At 69.0% G+C, this 17,032-nt stretch carries 17 protein-coding genes; 11 read left to right on the top strand and 6 right to left on the bottom strand.

From position 1 onward, the window contains the following. Positions 1-340 precede the first annotated feature (340 nt). Together AC1DBQ_RS14575 and AC1DBQ_RS14570 are read right to left on the bottom strand one after the other, a co-directional pair. The gene (locus tag AC1DBQ_RS14575) at positions 341-658 is read right to left on the bottom strand and encodes a DUF6457 domain-containing protein (protein WP_091247975.1); all 318 of its coding nucleotides are present in this window, start codon (positions 656-658) and stop codon (positions 341-343) included. A gap of 118 nt (positions 659-776) precedes the next feature. Then, positions 777-1,781 (bottom strand): LysR family transcriptional regulator, encoded by a 1,005-nt coding sequence (locus AC1DBQ_RS14570; protein ID WP_476929184.1) that lies wholly within the window; start codon positions 1,779-1,781, stop codon positions 777-779. 131 nt (positions 1,782-1,912) lie between these two features. On the opposite strand from AC1DBQ_RS14570, the gene AC1DBQ_RS14565 reads away from it, so the two are divergent. From AC1DBQ_RS14565 to AC1DBQ_RS14520, 10 genes are read left to right on the top strand one after another with little or no spacing between them, the layout of a single operon-like run. Continuing rightward, positions 1,913-2,791: an FAD binding domain-containing protein gene (locus AC1DBQ_RS14565; protein ID WP_476929183.1), complete on the top strand. Its 879-nt coding sequence runs from the start codon at positions 1,913-1,915 to the stop codon at positions 2,789-2,791. Positions 2,792-2,796: 5 nt separating this feature from the next. Continuing rightward, on the top strand, positions 2,797-3,369 hold the full coding sequence (locus AC1DBQ_RS14560; RefSeq protein ID WP_476929182.1) for a (2Fe-2S)-binding protein: 573 nt from the start codon (positions 2,797-2,799) through the stop codon (positions 3,367-3,369). Then, entirely contained in the window at positions 3,366-5,759 is a 2,394-nt protein-coding gene (locus tag AC1DBQ_RS14555) for an aerobic carbon-monoxide dehydrogenase large subunit (protein WP_476929181.1), read from the top strand. Before AC1DBQ_RS14560 ends, AC1DBQ_RS14555 begins: the two co-directional genes overlap by 4 nt. Further along, the gene (locus AC1DBQ_RS14550; protein WP_476929180.1) at positions 5,759-6,709 is read left to right on the top strand and encodes an XdhC family protein; all 951 of its coding nucleotides are present in this window, start codon (positions 5,759-5,761) and stop codon (positions 6,707-6,709) included. The genes AC1DBQ_RS14555 and AC1DBQ_RS14550 overlap by 1 nt, the downstream gene beginning before the upstream one ends. Then, on the top strand, positions 6,693-7,454 hold the full coding sequence (locus tag AC1DBQ_RS14545) for a nucleotidyltransferase family protein (protein WP_476929179.1): 762 nt from the start codon (positions 6,693-6,695) through the stop codon (positions 7,452-7,454). The genes AC1DBQ_RS14550 and AC1DBQ_RS14545 overlap by 17 nt, the downstream gene beginning before the upstream one ends. Beyond that, positions 7,451-8,374: an AAA family ATPase gene (locus AC1DBQ_RS14540; protein ID WP_476929178.1), complete on the top strand. Its 924-nt coding sequence runs from the start codon at positions 7,451-7,453 to the stop codon at positions 8,372-8,374. Before AC1DBQ_RS14545 ends, AC1DBQ_RS14540 begins: the two co-directional genes overlap by 4 nt. A gap of 29 nt (positions 8,375-8,403) precedes the next feature. Then, positions 8,404-9,657: a vWA domain-containing protein gene (locus AC1DBQ_RS14535; RefSeq protein ID WP_476929177.1), complete on the top strand. Its 1,254-nt coding sequence runs from the start codon at positions 8,404-8,406 to the stop codon at positions 9,655-9,657. Further along, positions 9,648-10,457: an SRPBCC family protein gene (locus AC1DBQ_RS14530; protein WP_476929176.1), complete on the top strand. Its 810-nt coding sequence runs from the start codon at positions 9,648-9,650 to the stop codon at positions 10,455-10,457. Before AC1DBQ_RS14535 ends, AC1DBQ_RS14530 begins: the two co-directional genes overlap by 10 nt. A gap of 9 nt (positions 10,458-10,466) precedes the next feature. Then, positions 10,467-11,594: an XdhC family protein gene (locus AC1DBQ_RS14525; protein WP_476929175.1), complete on the top strand. Its 1,128-nt coding sequence runs from the start codon at positions 10,467-10,469 to the stop codon at positions 11,592-11,594. 40 nt (positions 11,595-11,634) lie between these two features. Further along, a complete protein-coding gene (locus AC1DBQ_RS14520) occupies positions 11,635-12,366 on the top strand; it encodes a DUF5134 domain-containing protein (protein WP_476929174.1) in 732 nt (243 codons plus the stop codon). A gap of 45 nt (positions 12,367-12,411) precedes the next feature. Here the strand turns inward: AC1DBQ_RS14520 and AC1DBQ_RS14515 are convergent, their stop codons facing one another. After that, positions 12,412-12,960, bottom strand: coding sequence for an NAD(P)H-dependent oxidoreductase (locus AC1DBQ_RS14515; protein ID WP_476929173.1), 549 nt, complete (start codon positions 12,958-12,960; stop codon positions 12,412-12,414). 388 nt (positions 12,961-13,348) lie between these two features. Between AC1DBQ_RS14515 and AC1DBQ_RS14510 the strand changes: the two genes are divergently transcribed. Next, positions 13,349-13,969: an L-threonylcarbamoyladenylate synthase gene (locus AC1DBQ_RS14510; protein WP_476929172.1), complete on the top strand. Its 621-nt coding sequence runs from the start codon at positions 13,349-13,351 to the stop codon at positions 13,967-13,969. Positions 13,970-14,029: 60 nt separating this feature from the next. On the opposite strand, the gene AC1DBQ_RS14505 is transcribed toward AC1DBQ_RS14510, so the two are convergent. The 3 genes from AC1DBQ_RS14505 to AC1DBQ_RS14495 form a co-directional block, all read right to left on the bottom strand. After that, a complete protein-coding gene (locus AC1DBQ_RS14505) occupies positions 14,030-14,293 on the bottom strand; it encodes a hypothetical protein (protein WP_476929171.1) in 264 nt (87 codons plus the stop codon). 186 nt (positions 14,294-14,479) lie between these two features. Beyond that, positions 14,480-15,418: an AfsR/SARP family transcriptional regulator gene (locus AC1DBQ_RS14500; protein ID WP_476929170.1), complete on the bottom strand. Its 939-nt coding sequence runs from the start codon at positions 15,416-15,418 to the stop codon at positions 14,480-14,482. A 369-nt stretch (positions 15,419-15,787) separates the two neighbouring features. Next, entirely contained in the window at positions 15,788-16,735 is a 948-nt protein-coding gene (locus AC1DBQ_RS14495; RefSeq protein ID WP_476929169.1) for a S1C family serine protease, read from the bottom strand. Positions 16,736-17,032: the final 297 nt, after the last annotated feature.

Below are 17,032 nucleotides of genomic sequence, written 5' to 3'. Positions count from 1 at the left end.
GGACATAACACCACCATGCCCACCCGTGCGCCCCAGCAATGRRCATGTCCTCCGCGGCAATGGGCATGTCCCACGCAGCACCACGCCGCCGCCACGGGACATGTCCAGCCCCGGCCCCGGCCACTGGACATATCACCACCATGCCCACCCGTGCGCCCCAGAAATGAGCATGTCCTCCGCGGCAATGKGCATGTCCCACTGACCGATCCGAACACAGCACAGGCMGCGTCCCCCTGAGGGAACGCGGCCTGTCCGATGACGCAGCCTGCAGCCGGCAAGCCTACTTGCTGCCGCCTGCCGCCTACTTCCTGCCAGCGCCGGGGCGAACGCAGGACCGCTGCTACTGTGCCCGCTTKACCCAGCCTTCCTCGTCCGGACCGCCMGATTCGCCGTGCTCGCAGAGCTCAATGACTTTGTTCGACGCGGCGTGCACAGCTTCCTGGGTGCCCTTCCTGCCTTTGGTGGACGCGGTGCCGGCCGCGTAGCCCACCATGAATGCGCTGATGGCATCGGCGTGCGGCCCGACGGCTTTGAGGGATTCTTCCGCGACCTCGACGATCTTCTCGTGGTCGACTTCAAGGTCGAGGATCTGCAGGGCCTGGATGAGCCGGCTGCTCCAATGCCGCAGCGAGCTGTCTTCGTCTCGGGACAACGTCATAGCTACTCCTTCTCGCGGGTGAACGGATCGTCTGACCCTCAAGGGTTAGCACCCGTCCCGGCGTTGCGCAACGCGACACAGCGACCGGCACCACAGCCCGGCGCCCCCGCCGGCTGCCTCAGCTCCACAGGGCGACGTGGAACTTGGGGCCCCGGCGTTCCAGCCCGCGCGAGCCGCCGGGAGCCATCATGGCCGCCGTGGCATCGGCAGTGCCGGCAAACCGCTGCAGGGTCCKGGCCGTGGTGGTGGCCCGGCCCCTGTCCAGGGTGCTGGCCCACCAGAGGCCGGAGATCGGCGTTCCGGCGACCGGCACACGGACCAGGGAGCCGCTGCGGATTTCGGCCCGGACAATGTGGCCGAGCGCCAGCATCGTTCCTTCACCCGCCCGCACGGCGGCGAGGGCCTCCGTTTCGCTGCTGAGGCAGACGATCTCCGGCACCACTCCCTGGGCGGCCAGCCAGCGGCCTTCTTCGCTGGTCTCCTGGATGCCGGCGGGGCCGGCAAACCACGGCCGGCCCAGGAGGTCACTCAGCCGTACGGGTCCGTGCAGCGATGCGAGGGGATGCCCCGCGGCCACCACGAAGACCCGCTGGTACCGMAGGAACGGCACGGAATCGAGCCCGACGTCGGCAGCGTCCTTGGACTCAGCGCTGTTGTGGGCAGCCCCGTTGCGGACAGGGGGCCTGATTCCCAGGGCGATGTCGTAGACGCGTTCCAGCATCAGCGATGCCACGTCTTCCGCCTGCTCCACGACCACATCGACGGAGGCTCCCGGAACCCGCCGGGTGAACAGGTCCAGGAGGCGGCCGGCAGCGTGCTCCGCGAACGGCGCCGTGGCCACGATCTTCAGGCGTCCGGTCTCGGTCTGGGCATGCGCGACTTCCCACCGGGCCTTGTCGGCMAGCCCGACGATGTMCTGGGCGTATTCGGCGAGCGCCCGGCCGCCGGGCGTCAGCGCAATKCCGCCGTGGGCGCGTACGAACAGAGGGTCGTCAAGGTCCTGCCTGAGCGCGGCGAGCGCCGCCGACACGGCCGGTTCGCTGACTCCGAGGTGGGCCGCGGCCGCGTGCAGAGAGCCCAGCTTGGCCACAAGGGCGAACGTCCGCAACTGTCCCAACGTCATCGCCACGGCTTCATAACCTTTCGCTTATGACGATATTGACATCCCACTTAGGCCGGGGCAAGACTGACCTCAATCCGGCGCAAGGCAATCACTGCCCCACGCCGCCGGCGGTTCGGAGTGAGGTAGGGACTATGCAGATTCCGGCTCCATTTGACTACGTGCGCGCCACCACCGTGGACAACGCCCTGGAACTTCTCGCCCGCTACGGTCCCGAATCCCGGGTAGTGGCCGGCGGCCATAGCCTCCTGCCGATGATGAAGCTTCGCCTTTCCCGGCCCGAATGGCTGATCGACATCAATGACCTCTACGAGCTGGACTTCATCCTCCGTGACGGCAACACCCTGAGGGTCGGCGCCATGACCCGCCACACCACCTTGCTGGAATCAGACGAGGTCGCGGCACTGTTCCCCATTGTCCGGGACGCCGAGTTGGTGATTGCCGACCCCGTGGTGCGCAACCGTGGCACTATCGGCGGTTCGCTCTGCCAGGCCGACCCTGCCGAGGACCTCTCCACCGTGTGTGACGTCCTGGGCGCCGAGGCAGTGATCCGCGGGCCGGGCGGCGAGCGCATCGTGTCMATGCCGGACTTCCACCGCGGACCCTACCAAACAGCGGTCGGGCAGGATGAGCTGCTCTGCGAACTCAGGTTCCCCATCCGCCCCCGCTCGGGCAGCGCCTACGAGAAGGTCGAGCGCCGGGTGGGCGACTGGGCCGTCGGTGCCGCCGGCGCGGCCGTCGTCCTCGCCGCGGACGGGACCGTCGAGGATGCCGCCGTCGGACTCACTGCGCTGGGCCTTGACCATACGGTGGACGAGGCCGCGGCCGTGCTCCGCGGCAAGCGTCCCGATGAGGACTTGTTCGCCGAGGCCGGCCGGCTGGCTGCCGCAGCGTGCGATCCCGTAGCGGAMCAGCGCGGCCCGGTCGATTACAAACGGCATCTCGCCGATGAGCTCACCCGGCGGGTACTGCGGCTGGCCTGTGCCCGCGCCGCCCAGATGCAGGAAGGCTGAAGCCGATGCAGATCAGCATGACCGTTAACGGCAGCGACGTCACGAGCGAGATTGAGCCCCGCGTGCTGCTGGTCCACTACATCCGCGAGGTTCTGGGCCTCACGGGTACACATTGGGGCTGCGACACCAGCAACTGCGGGACCTGCGTGGTCCTGATGGACGGGCAGCCCGTGAAGTCCTGCACCGTCCTGGCCGCMATGGCCGCGGGCCACGACATCCGCACCGTCGAAKGGCTGGCCGCCGGCGGCACCCTGGACCCCGTGCAGCAAGGCTTCATGGAGGAGCACGGGCTGCAGTGCGGGTTCTGTACCCCGGGGATGATGCTGACGGCCCGGGCACTCCTTGATAAGAATCCGCACCCTGACGACACCGAGATCCGGCAGGCCATTTCCGGGCAGATCTGCCGGTGTACGGGCTACGCGACGATCGTGCGCTCGGTCCAKTGGGCCGCTGCCCATCCCGCCGGCGCAGGCCCGGAGGTCGCACCGACGGCCGAGGAAGTCCTGGACGGCACCGACACCGCCGTCCCGGATGTCGCGGCAGAGACAGCAAACACAGCCACAGAGGTGAAGGCATGACCGTCATCCATGACCGGCCGTCAAACCCGGCCGCCGGCGACGAGGACCGTCCGATCGGCTACGGGCGCATCCAGCGCAAGGAAGACCCGCGCTTTGTGCGCGGCAAGGGCCACTACGTTGACGACATCGTGCTGCCGGGAATGCTGCACGGCGCCATCCTGCGGGCMCCGGTGGCGCACGCCCGGCTCGTGTCCATCGACACTACCAATGCCTTGGCGCATCCGAAGGTGGTGGCCGTCATCACGGGCAAGGACCTCCTGGGCCTGAACCTCGCGTGGGCGCCGACGCTCTCCGCGGACGTCCAGGCCGTCCTGGTMACCGACAAGGTCCGGTTCCAGGGGCAGGAGGTCGCGTTCGTCGTGGCCGAGGACCGGTACGCCGCCCGGGACGCGCTCGAACTGATCGAGGTCGAATACGACGTCCTTCCCCCGCTGGTGGACGCCCGCAAGGCGCTGGACCCTGACGCGCCGGTGATCCGCGACGAGATCGAGGGCCGGACGGACAACCGGATCTTCGACTGGGAGATGGGCGACGAAGCCGAAACCGACGCGGTGTTCGCCAGCGCCGACGTCGTGGTGAGCCAGGAGATGGTGTACCCGCGGGTCCACCCCGCACCGATGGAGACATGCGGCGCSGTCGCCGATTTCGACGCCGTCAGCGGCAAGCTGACGCTCTACGAGACCACCCAGGCCCCGCACGCGCACCGCACCCTGTTCGCGATCGTCGCCGGCATCCCCGAGCACAAGATCCGGATCGTCTCCCCCGATATCGGTGGAGGCTTCGGCAACAAGGTCGGGATCTATCCCGGCTACATCCTCGCGGTCGTCGGCTCGATCGTCTCCGGCCGCCCGGTCAAATGGGTGGAGKACCGCTCCGAGAACCTGATGTCGACCTCGTTCGCCCGGGACTACATCATGCAGGGCGAGATCGCGGCGACCAAGGACGGCAAGATCCTTGGCCTGCGCACCCACGTGCTGGCAGACCACGGCGCGTTCAACGCCACCGCCCAGCCCACCAAGACCCCGGCCGGCTTCTTCTCCATCTTCACCGGCAGTTACGACCTCAAGGCCGCCCACTGCTCCGTCACCGGCGTCTACACCAACAAGGCGCCCGGCGGAGTCGCCTACGCCTGCTCGTTCCGCGTCACCGAGGCCGTGTACCTGGTGGAGCGGATGGTAGACATCCTGGCCCGCAAGCTGGACATGGATCCGGCGGAGCTGCGGCTGAAGAACTTCATCAAGCCGGAGCAGTTCCCCTACGCCAACAAKACCGGCTGGGTGTACGACTCGGGCAACTACGAGGCCGCCATGCGGCTCTCGATGCAACTCGCCGGGTACGAGGACCTCCGGCGTGAGCAGGCCGCAAAGCGCGAGCGCGGGGAACTCATGGGCATTGGCGTCTCCTTCTTCACCGAGGTCGTGGGAGCGGGCCCCCGCAAGCACTTCGACATCGTGGGCCTCGGCATGGCCGACGGCGCCGAGCTCCGCGTCCACCCCACCGGCAAGGCCGTGGTCAGGCTCTCGGTGCAAAGCCAGGGCCAAGGCCACGAGACCACCTTCGCCCAGATCGTGGCGGAGGAACTCGGGATCCCGCCGGAGGACATCGACGTCGTGCACGGGGACACCGACCAGACCCCGTTCGGCCTCGGCACCTACGGCAGCCGTTCGACGCCGGTTAGCGGCGCCGCCGTCGCCCTTGTGGCCCGGAAGGTGCGCGAGAAGGCAAAACTGATCGCCGGGGCCATGTTGGAGACCCGCCCCGAGGACCTCGAATGGGAGAAGGGCCGGTGGTTCGTCAAGGGCGACCCCAGCGTTGGCAAGACGATCGCCGAGATCGCCATGGGGGCCCACGGCACCGTGGMCCTGCCCGAGGGCGTGGACGGCAATCTCGACGCCGAAGTCACCTACGACCCGCCCAACCTCACCTTCCCGTTCGGGGCCTACATCTGCGTCGTGGACGTCGACTCCGGCACCGGGCACGTCAAGGTGCGGCGCTTCATCGCGGTTGATGACTGCGGCACCCGCATCAACCCGATGATCATCGAAGGCCAGGTCCACGGCGGACTGACCGACGGCGTGGGCATGGCCCTCATGGAGATCATCGAGTTCGACGCCGACGGCAACTGCCTGGGCGGGTCGTTCATGGATTACCTGATCCCCACGGCAATGGAAGTGCCGGACTGGGAGACCGGTTTCACCGTCACCCCCTCACCGCATCACCCGATCGGTGCGAAGGGCATCGGCGAGTCTGCAACCGTCGGCTCGCCGCCGGCGATCGTCAACGCCGTCGTGGACGCGCTCGCGCCCTACGGCGTCACGCACATGGACATGCCCTGCACGCCGGCCCGGGTCTGGGCTGCCATGCAGGGCCGGGCAAGGCCGCCGATCTGATGCCCGCCACCGCAGAGTCCCTGGCCGCCAGGGCGGAAGAACTCACCGGCCGCCGCGAGCCGTTCGTCCACGCCCTGGTGGTCCGCGCCCAGCACCCCACCAGTGCCCATGCCGGGGACACAGCCCTCGTGCTGCCCACGGGCGAAATCCAGGGTTTCGTGGGCGGGAACTGCGTCGAGGCGTCGGTGCGCGAGTACAGCCTGCAGGTTCTGGCCTCCCAGGAGCCKCTMCTGCTGCGGGTGCTGCCCGGCGAGCCGTCGCGCACGGCGGAGGAGGGCGCCGTCGAGGTCTCCAATCCGTGCCTCAGCGGCGGCGCGATCGAGATCTTCCTCCAGCCGCGGATTCCGGCGCCCCGGGTCCTGGTGGTGGGCACTGCGCCGGTGGCGCAGGCCCTCGCGACGCTCGGCTCAGGCGTCGGCCTCGACGTCGAACTCACGGACGGCGATTCCGCGGACCCCCGCGGGGATGACGCGGCATTGATCGTCGCCTCGCACGGAAGGGCGGAGGAAGGTGCCTTGGAGGCCGCCCTGCGCGCCGGAGTCCCCTATGTGGCCCTGGTGGCCAGCGGGACCCGCGGCGCCGCGGTGCTGGAATCCCTCGACGTCGACGACGCCCTGCGTGCCCGGGTGTTCACACCCGCCGGGCTGCAGCTCGGCGCCCGGACCCCCGGGGAGATCGCGCTGTCCATTCTTGCCCAGCTGGTCGGGGAGCGGTCCAAGGCCCGGCACGCCGCGGTGTMCATGGCTGACGCCGCGACGCAGCCCGGGGTCCCGGCGGCGCCCACCAAGGCAGCGCCTGCGAGCGCCGTTGATCCGGTCTGCGGCATGTCCGTCCCGGCCGTCGAATCGTCCCTGCACCTGGACCACAACGGGGTCACCGTGTACTTCTGCTCCCCCGGCTGCCGGGCGGCCTTCCGCAAAGATCCGGAGCGCTATGCCCTCGCAACCTGACATGCCCCCGCAGCCTGAACCACTGCAACCTGAGCCGCTGCAGCCTGAGCCGCTGAGGGCGGCGGCAAGCCTCGAGCCGAGGACCGCCGGCATCATCCTGGCCGCGGGAGCCTCCCGGCGCCTCGGCCGGCCCAAGCAGCTCCTTCCCTACGGCACGGGCGTCCTGCTCGATGCCGTCCTGGTGACCGCCCGGGCCTGCGCCTTCAGCCAGACGGTCCTGGCATTGGGCGGCGCGGCGGACGAGGTGCAGCGCACCGTGGACACGAGCGGCTGCGAGGTGGTGCTCAATCCAGACTTCGGCGAAGGGTGCGCGTCCTCGATCGCCACCGCCCTCGCCGCCGTGGACCCGGAGACCGATGCCGTGGTCCTGCTGCTCGGTGACCAGCCCGGCGTCCGGGCCGCCGGTGTCCGGGCCGTACTCGGCGCCCTCMGGCAGGCGGTTTCCGGCTCTGCTCCGGTTGCCGCCACCGGCGGCCCTACCCCCTCTGCCATCCCTGCCCGCTCTCCCGTCCCTGCCGGGATCGCGGTCTGCCGCTACGACGACGGTGTGGGCCACCCGATGGCATTTGCCCGTCGCCTGATTCCGGACCTGGCCGCCCTCCACGGGGACAAAGCGGTTTGGAAGCTCCTCGAACAGCGGGCGGCCGACGTCGTCGAGGTCCGCACGCCCGGCCCTGCCCCTTTGGACGTGGACACCGAGGAAGACTACAGGCGGCTTCTTGGCCGGCTGCGGGAGGCTGTATGACGGCGGCGGCGCGGGCCGGCGCGGAGGAAGACGTGCAGCGCCGGGTCCCGGATGTCCCGTCACTGATGGCAGCCCTGGACCGCAACAATTACCTGGCCGACGTCGGGCTGGCGACCGCCCTTTTCCTGGCGGTCCGCCTGCCACAGCCCATCCTGCTCGAAGGCGAGGCCGGGGTCGGGAAGACGGAGGCGGCAAAGGCGCTMGCCGAGCTTCTCGACACCCGGCTGTACCGGCTGCAGTGCTACGAGGGAATCGACGCCGGTGAAGCCCTCTATGAATGGAACCACCAGCGCCAGCTGCTGGGCATCCGGCTGGCCGAGGTCCGGGACGCCTCCGTCACCGAAACAGACCTCTTCGCCCCGKAATACCTGCTGCGGCGCCCGCTCCTGCAGGCGATCGAACACCCCGGTCCGCGCCCCGCCGTGCTGTTGCTGGACGAAATCGACCGCGCGGACGCCGAGTTCGAGGCCTTCACGTTCGAACTGCTCGCCGAGGCCGCCGTCACCATCCCGGAGCTGGGCACCATCCGGGCCACCCATCCGCCGATCGTCATCCTCACGTCCAACCGGACGCGGGACCTTCACGACGCCCTGACCCGTCGCTGCCTCTACCACTGGATCGACTACCCCGGCCCGGAGCGCATCGCGGAGATCGTCCGGCGCAGGGTGCCGGCCAGCAGCGGCCCCGTGGCCCTCCAGGCTGCCGCCGTCATTACCCGGCTGCGCACCCTGGACCTGGCCAAGCCGCCCGGCATTTCCGAGGCGATTGACTGGGTCTCCGCCCTGGCAGTGCTCGGCATTGAACGCATCGACGCCACGACGGCGGAACAGACCCTCGGCTCGATCGTCAAGAACCGTGATGACCTCGAACTGGTCGGTGCCCGGGGGGCCGAGTGGCTCGTGGCCGGCACGGGCGGGTGAGCGCCTTGACGGCCGGGGCCCCGYRGGACATGCGCGCCGTGCCCCCCACGGTAGAAGCGGCGGCCCTGTCGGCGGCGTTCGTCACCGCCCTGCGCCGGGCGGGGCTCTCGTGCTCACCGGACCGGGCAGTCCGGCTGGCCGAGGCGCTCCGCCTGGTCTCTCCCGGCGACGCAGAAAAGCTGTATTGGGCGTCCCGGGTGGTGCTGGTGTCGGCCCGCGAGCAGCTGCCGGTCTTCGACGCCGTCTTTTCCGCGGTGTTCCGAGGCGGCTTCGACCCCTCCGTGCATCCCGCCGGCGCCGTGGCTCCAGCCGCAGCCCCGGCGGGCGCCCCTGAGGAGACGCGCACCCGTCCGTCTCCGGCCGAGGACCGTCCGCCCGGCTACGCGTCGGCTCCCCCTCGCCCGGCGCCGGCGATTGCCTCCGCGGGACCGGACGCCAGCGAAGACGGCGACGCCCCGGCGCGGGAGGCCTTGCTGGCTATGGCCTCCCCCGAGGAGCGGCTGCACGAAGCGTCCTTCTCACAGCTGACCGAGGAGGAAGTCGTGGAGATCAGGCGGCTGGCGTCCCGGCTGCTGCTCGCCACCCCGATGCGCCTGAGCCGCCGCGCCCGGAAGTCCGCCCACAGCAGCGCCCGGCTGGATGTCCGCGCCACGGTCCGTGCGGCCCGGCGCTCGGGCACTGACACCACCCGCCTGTTGTATGCCCGGCGCCGGCCGCAGCGCCGCAAGCTGGTGATGCTGTGCGATGTCTCCGGTTMCATGGAGCCGTATGCGCGGATCTTCGTCTCGCTGCTGCAGGGAGCCGTGGCAGGTGCGGGCGCCGAGGCCTTCGTCTTTTCCACCCGGCTGACACGCCTGACCCGGCAACTGGCGCTCCGCGATCCGGACGAGGCCCTGGCCCGGGCCGCCACGGCCGCCCCGGACTGGGCCGGGGGAACCCGGATCGCCGACAGCATTCGGCACTTCGTCGACGAGCACGGGCGCCGCGGCCTGGCCCGTGGCGCCGTGGTGGTGATCTTCTCGGACGGCTGGGCGCAGGAGGACCCCGAACAGGTCGCAGCCCAGATGGCGCGACTGCGGCGCCTGGCCTACCGGATCATCTGGGTCAATCCACGCAAGGCCGCGCCGCAATACCAGCCGCTGGTGGGCGGAATGGCGGCGGCCCTGCCGTACTGCGACGAATTCGTCAGCGGACAMAGCTACACGGCGCTGGCAKAGGTGTCGGCCGCAATCCGCGGTGACGGCCAGGCATCGCTCAAGGGAAGAGGGAACTCATGCAGATAGACAGCACTTTCTCGGTGGTCGCCCCGATCGACACGGTGTGGGACACGCTGATGGACTTTGAACGGGYGGCCGGGTGCCTTCCCGGGGCCAGAATCCTGAACAAGCTCTCCGACGACGCCTACCAGGTGGGCATGAGCGTAAAGCTCGGCCCGGTCTCGATGCAGTACAAGGGCCTGCTGAACGTCACCGAACGCAACGCGGCCGAACACCGTGCCGTGCTCGGCGGCAAGGCCCAKGAGACCCGCGGACAGGGCACCGCCGAGGCGACCGTGACCCTGACGCTCACAGAAGAAGGCGACGCCACACGGGGGTCCGTCAGCGCGGACCTGACGCTGTCCGGCAAGGCGGCCGCCATGGGCAGGGGCGTGATCGGCAGCGTCACGGAGCAGATGATGGCCCTCTTCGCGAACAACCTGCAGGCGATGCTGGCCGAAGGGGCGGCCCCTGTCCCGGAACAGGGCCCGGAGGCGACATCTGCCCCGGCCCCGGCGTCCGCCGCGCAGGCCGTCCCCGAGCCGGTCCCGGCGTCGGCTGCGGTTTCTGCTCCCGCTGCAGGCACGACGGCGGCTGCTCCAACGACGACTGCTTCAACGGCGGCGGCGCCGGCCATGGCAGGCGMCGCCGCCGGTGCCGCGCCGGCCGGCAGCCTGGACGCCCTGAGCCTCGCAAAAGGCATCGCGGCCGRTCAGCTGTCCAGCCCGGCGACGGTCMTCGGCGTCGTCGCCGTGGTGGCGTGCATTGCGTACTGGGCCGGCCGGCGGTCTGCGTTCCGCATGCTCCGCCTGTGCGRCAGGCTCTGAGGAGCGCCGATGCGCGATGTCCTGGCGGCCATGTTGCCCGACTGGCAGAGCGGCGCCACCACAGGCCTGGCCACCGTCGTAAGCACTTTCAAGTCAGCACCCAGGCTCCMGGGGGCGGCGATGCTGGTAACAGCCGGCGGCGACGCCGTGGGCTCCGTCTCCGGAGGCTGCGTCGAGGGGGCCGTTTACGAGCTGGCCAGCCAGGTGAAGGACGACGGCGAGCCTGCCCTGGTGCGCTACGGGATCAGCGACGACGATGCCTACGCGGTGGGCCTGACCTGCGGCGGGATCATCGACATCTTCGTCGAACCTGTTTCCCGGCAACGGTTCCCCGAACTCAACGAAGTGGCAGAGGATATTGCGGCCGGGCGCCGGGTAGGGGTCGCCACAGTCATCGAACACCCCGATGCCACGCGGGTGGGACGGCACCTGATCGTCCGGCCGGGAGGGTGTKAAGGTGATCTGGGTTCGGAGCGGACCAACCACGCCGTGGGCGACGAMACCCAGGGCCTCCTCGCCGCCGGGCGGACAGGCATCCTGAATTACGGCGTCGACGGCGAACGGCTGGACACCGGTATGCGTGTCTTCTTCGCCAGCTATGCTCCACCGCCACGCATGATCGTCTTTGGCGCGATCGACTTCGCCGCCGCGCTGGCCCGCCTGGGCGCCTTCCTGGGCTACCGGGTGACGGTGTGTGATGCCCGGCCGGTCTTTGCCACGCCGGCGAKATTTCCCGACGCCGCCGAGGTGGTCAATGCGTGGCCGCACCGCTATCTGAGCGACCAGTTCGCCCAAGGCCTGCTKGATGCCAGGACCGTGCTGTGCGTCCTCACCCACGATCCGAAGTTCGACATCCCCGTCCTTGAGGTGGCCCTGCGCGGCAGCCCCGTGGCCTTTATCGGCGCCATGGGCTCCCGCCGCACTCATGAGGACAGGATGGCACGGCTGCGGGAGGCGGGTCTGGGCGACGACGAGCTTTCCAGGCTCCACAGCCCGGTGGGCCTTGATCTGGGCGCCCGAACGCCCGAGGAAACGGCTGTGTCCATTGCCGCAGAGTTCATCGCCCTGCAGTGGAACGGCAGTGGGGAGCCATTGYGGCATCTCGGCGAACGGATTCATCACGACGAGCAGTTGTGACCGTGCCGCCGTGATTGCGGACGAGGCCGTGCGCTGGACAATGGCGGTACTTCTCCTGGCGGCAACGTTGTACTCGGCATGCCGGGCCGTGGCCGCATCCGGAGCCGCAGGTCGGGTCGGGTTGGCGCTGCATTCCCTCATGGTGGCGGCGATGGCTCTGATGTTGCTGCCGCGCGGGCAGTGGCCGCTCCTGCCGCAGGTTCTCCTATTTGTTCTGGGCTCCTGGTGGTTCGTAGTGCAGGCCGTCTCGTACCGGACGCGCCCACGGGACGGGCCGCCKGTCCGTGGCCGGGCCGTTGCCGACAAGCGCGTTKGTGGCCGGCCCGTTGGTGGCCGGGCGAAGCCGCTCTACGATGCTGCGGCGATGGCCGCGATGGCCTTCATGCTGGCCGCCGGCGGCCTCGCGGCCGTCCCTCAGCCCGGAGCGCGTCCGCCGGCCCCGGTTCCCGTGGCCCCGGCACACCACGGCGCTGCGGCGGCCGGTCCCCTGACGGTTCCCCTCGACGGCTGGAGCACGCAGTCTTCCCCCGTGCCGGCTGTGGCCTTTGGCTTGGCCGTATTCTTTGGGCTCGCCACCGTGGTGTGGACCCTCCGGTTGATCCTCCAGTTCTGGCCCGGAATCGGTGGCACGTCCGGGGCCGCGGCCATGTGCAGCCGCGGCGGCGCGCTGTGGAGTGCTCGTTCCGCCGGGTTCCGGKACGTCGCCGACACGGCAGTGGAAATCGTGGCCGCCGGGGCGCTTGCTCTCATGTTCGCCGCCCTGGCCGCCTGAGGGCGGGCCGCACCTCGCCGCTGTATGGCTTGGGCCTGTGGCTGGTCAGTGCTCGGAGGCTGCCGCCGCCGGAGCCAGCAGTTCGCGGTACCGGTCAGCGTGCCGCTGAAGCTCATCGGCATCCACGCGGGGCGCTGAGTGCAGGATGAGCGGCTCGGCCATCTCCAGCCCGCACAGGTGCGCAGTGGCGTTAAGCGGGCGCAGGAGCTCATCCATCGTGAAGCGGTTGTGCCCTGCCGGAGCGTAGGACGCTTCCGGGCCCCCGGTCGACAGCACCAGCTGGAGCCGCTTTCCGTGGAGGGCGTCGCCTCCTGCACCATAGGCGAAGCCGTACGTGAGCACCTGATCCATCCACTCCTTCAGAACCCCGGGCACGGAGTACCAGTGCCACGGGAATTGCCAGACGATGGTGTCGTGCCCGCGCAGCAGGTCCTGCTCGCGGACGGCATCGATCCGGCGGTCCGGGTAAGCGGCGGAAAGATCATGGACGGTCACGTGGTCCATGTCCATGATGGCTCTGGTGAGGTGCGCGGTGATCCGCGAGCTTTCCAGGTCAGGGTGGGCAACAAGGACTAGCGCGCGCTGGGGCGTCATGGAAATTGTCTTCTACTTTCAGGTCGTGCCGGAGACCAGACATCACTCGCGTCGGGTCCTTCGAAGCTGATTCCGGTCCCGCTGGTAGACAGAACTGTCTAGGGGGCGATGAGAACTTACCAGACAGCCCTGTCTACGGACAAACTCCACCCGCCCCGGTAGGAGCACGACGGCGGACCCACCGAAGCGCTGCCCCGGCCGGTGGAAAGCCTCCCGCAGACGTAGCACCGGTTTCCGCTACGACAAGGGGCAGCCGCTACGCGGATCCACGCAGCGGGCGCCCGAAATCGGTGCGGAAAACCGAAACTGCACGACGGGGGGCGGCCGGGACGCGCGTATCGGACCGTTGCGTCGACGGCTGGACGGTGGTCGGGCGTAAGCTCGTCCCATGGCGAGATACTTCGATGTGCACCCCGACAACCMCCAGGCGCGCTCCATCAGCCAGGCGGTGGAAATCCTGCGCTCCGGCGGCCTGATCGCCTACCCCACCGACTCCTGCTATGCCCTGGGCGCCCAACTGGGCAACCGGGAAGCCCTGGACCGGATCAGGAACATCCGCCACCTCGATAACAAACACCACTTCACCCTGGTCTGCAAGGACTTCGCGCAGTTGGGCCAGTTTGTCCAGATCGACAACGACGTCTTCCGCAGCATCAAGGCCGTCACGCCGGGCAGCTACACGTTCATCCTCCCCGCCACCCGGGAGGTCCCCAAACGCCTGTTGCACCCGAAGAAGAAGACGGTCGGTGTGCGCATCCCCGACCATCCCGTGGTCCAGGCACTGCTGGCCGAGCTCGGCGAGCCGCTGCTGTCCAGCACGCTGCTGCTTCCGGATGAGGACGAGCCGCTGACGCAGGGGTGGGAAATCAAGGAGCGGCTGGATCACGTCGTAGACGCCGTGATMGATTCCGGCGACTGTGGTGCCGAGCCGACCACGGTGATCGACTTCTCAAGCKGTGTCGCCGAAGTMGTCCGCCACGGAATGGGCGACGCTTCCCGCTTCGAGTAGGGAGCGGCGCAGGCAACGCTAACGCTGGACGGTCGGGGCTGTGTTGCCGGGCAGTGCCTGCTAGGCGGATTCTGCCTCGCGCGCCTGCCGGTTCCGCAGCCAACGGCGGACGAGATCGACGGCGGCGACGAGTCCCGCGAGGGGCGACAGTACCGCTGCGGCGTAGACGAACAGCAGCCAGGTCAGGGTGGTCACCGGCGACTGGCGGGTACTCAGGAGGGACAGTCCGCCGAACAGGCCAAGGACCCAGAACAGKATGACCCCGGACAGCACGGCTGCAGCGGGGAAGTACTCGTTCGTGACGACTTTCTTCAAGGTTTCCATGGGCCCTCCTCACACCCGGCGGTCGGACTGCCCGCCAGGTTCCTTCCCAGTATGAGGCCCGGCACGGCCGGTTTTCTCGAGAATCACGGCCACGTGACCAAGCTAACGCTCCGCCCCGGTTGCGGCGGCCGTGCGTGCGCAAAGTGTGGCGCGTCCGGACTGCCCGGGGCGTCCCTCGTCAAGGAGCTAGACCGCGGCCCTGACGCGCTGGAGGAAGGAATCCAGCACCCGTCCGGCGTTCTCATGCATGCGCCGCGACTCCGCCGGCGGCAGTTGCCGGCCCTTGGGCCCGTTCAGCCGCTCCCCCAGAAAAAGCAGCGCCGCCAGTACCTCGGAAAGTTCGGAGTTGCTTTCGGCGCGCTGACGCAGGAGCCTCAGATGAGCCTCCTGCAACGCAGGGCCCGGCGCGCAGCCGAGGTCGCGGTCGAAGAGGCGGCGGCAGCGGTCGTACGCCGCGAGTCCTTCGGCGGGCAGGCCGGCCTGTTCATAGGCCGTCACCAGCACCGTCCAGGCCCKTTCGTTGAGCGGCTCGGCACGGATGGCAGCCTGGACCAAGTTGACGGCGTCGTCCGGCTTGTCCAGCGAGGCGGCCGTTTCTGCGGCAAAGATCTGCAGGGCGACTTTTTCTGCCGCATGGCGGCTGCGCGCCTCCTCTGCCCAGTCGGAGGCAAGTTCGAACCCCAGCAGCKGCTCGGCACAAATGTCCAGGGCCTCGAGCAGCAGCGGATACGCCTCGTCAGGAGGCAGCTCGCCGGCGTCGCGGACCAGTCCGCGGAACCGGAACAGGTCAAGATCCACCAGGGTGGGATCCAGGACGTAGCCGCTGTTGGCGGTGCGCAGCGGACCGGTCTTGGTCTGGCCGGGCTGGATGGCACGCCGTATGCCGCTGATGTAGCTCTCCAGTGTGGCCACAGAACCGTCGCTTGCTGCCGCGCCCCAGAGAAGATCGATCAGGCGGGTTTTAGACACGGGCGTTCCGAGGTTCAGCAGGAGGATTTCCAGTATGTGGCGGGGTTTGCAGCCCCCCATGTCGGCGGCCGTGAGGGCCACGCCGTCACGGTGTACTTCGAATGATCCGAACAATCGGACCGAAATGGAGGGTGTTGGTCCCGTTAGGCTTTCCACGATGCTCTCCGATTTCCCCAGATAAAACGAACTCAATCGTCTGCGAAGAGCCGGATCAACATCGAGACCAGGCCGTACTGAGACTCTGTTCCCTCCGGCTTTCCAATGTCACCGTGACACGCCTGGCTGGGCGCAACAAGGCATGCCGCTACCCGATCTTTCGGCCGAAGAAAGACACGTACAGGCATCAGTACCGCCAAGTAAGGCCGCGGAATGGCAGGCAGGTGTTTCCGGCGCAAAACAAGTAATTCCGCGGGCCTCCGCCGAACGCATACAAGTAGTTCGCGAGGCGCGCCAAGGCGGCAGAATTTCGGCTCGAGCCGGGWCACTTCGTTGCGAAATGCCGCCCGGTCAGGGCGGGATTTTTCCCTATTGGTTCTCGGTCATCTCCGCGGGTACGGCGACCACACGCAGCTCCGAGCCGTCGCGAAGCACCGCAAGATCCAGCGGCTCCCCGATTGCCTCGGCAAAGAGCAGTTTCTGTAAGCTCTCAGCGTTGGACACAGGCACCTGCCCGACCTTCAGGRGGATGTCGCCGGCCCGGAGGCCGCCGCGTTCGGCGGGCGAGCCGGGGAGGACTTCCACCACGAGCAAACCCTGCCTGCGGCCTGTCCGGACGACGGCGCTTGGCTGCAGCTGGACCGGCGTGTTCACCAGGCCAAGATAGGCCCGGCGGACTCGGCCGTCCTTGAGCAGCGACGCGATGATCCGACGGGACGTGGCGTTGATGGGAACAGCCAGGCCCAGGCCTACTCCGGCGACGGCAGTGTTGATTCCGACGATCCGCCCGCGSGCGTCCGCGAGTGCCCCTCCGGAGCTGCCGGGGTTGAGGGCCGCATCGGTCTGGATGACGTCCTCGATTACTCGCCGGTTACGTCCGGACCAGACGGGGATGGACCGGCCGAGCCCGCTGACCACCCCGGCCGTGACCGAACCCGAAAGCCCGAGCGGATTGCCCACGGCGATCACGAGCTGCCCGACCCGGAGAGATTCGGCGTCGCCCATGTCGGCCGGCGCCGCCGTTGGCGCGCGTCCGTGGACCACGGCGAGATCGGACAGCGGGTCGGCACCCACCACCTCGACGGCGGTTCTCGTGCCGTCGGCAAAGACCGCGTGTCCGGACGCGGCGCCGCCCACCACATGGGCGTTGGTGAGGAGGTACCCGTCCGAGGTGAACAGGACGGCAGAACCGGCGCCGCCCGTGCGCCTGCCGGCGCGCCCGGTGCCGGTCATTTCGAGCGCTGCGACAAGGGGCGTGACGGTCGCGGCGACGCGGATGACCGTTGCCGAATAGGAATCCAGCGGGTCCCCGGGCATCTCGGATCCGGACGCCGTAGGTCCGGACGCTTCAGGGCCTAACGCTTCAGGTCCGGGCACCCTGCTCACGGCTGCGGCCATTGTGCACCTCCTGCTCACCGGTACTCATCCAAGTCAACCACCGTGGCCCGGGGAGTAGTCCTGAGGTGGCTACGCCGTCAGAGAAATGCGACGAATCCGGGCCCGGCGGCGGTGCAACAGTTCAGCCGGGCGCGGATCCACGGCTAGGCTCGGACGTAGATCCGCCCGACAGCCCAGGAGAACCTACGTGATACCAGCGTCCGCTTCCCCCGCTCC

This window comes from Arthrobacter sp. 10T413_2, assembly GCF_056394205.1.
Note: the sequence above shows the minus strand (reverse complement) of the source record. Positions and strands in the feature narration are given on the sequence as shown.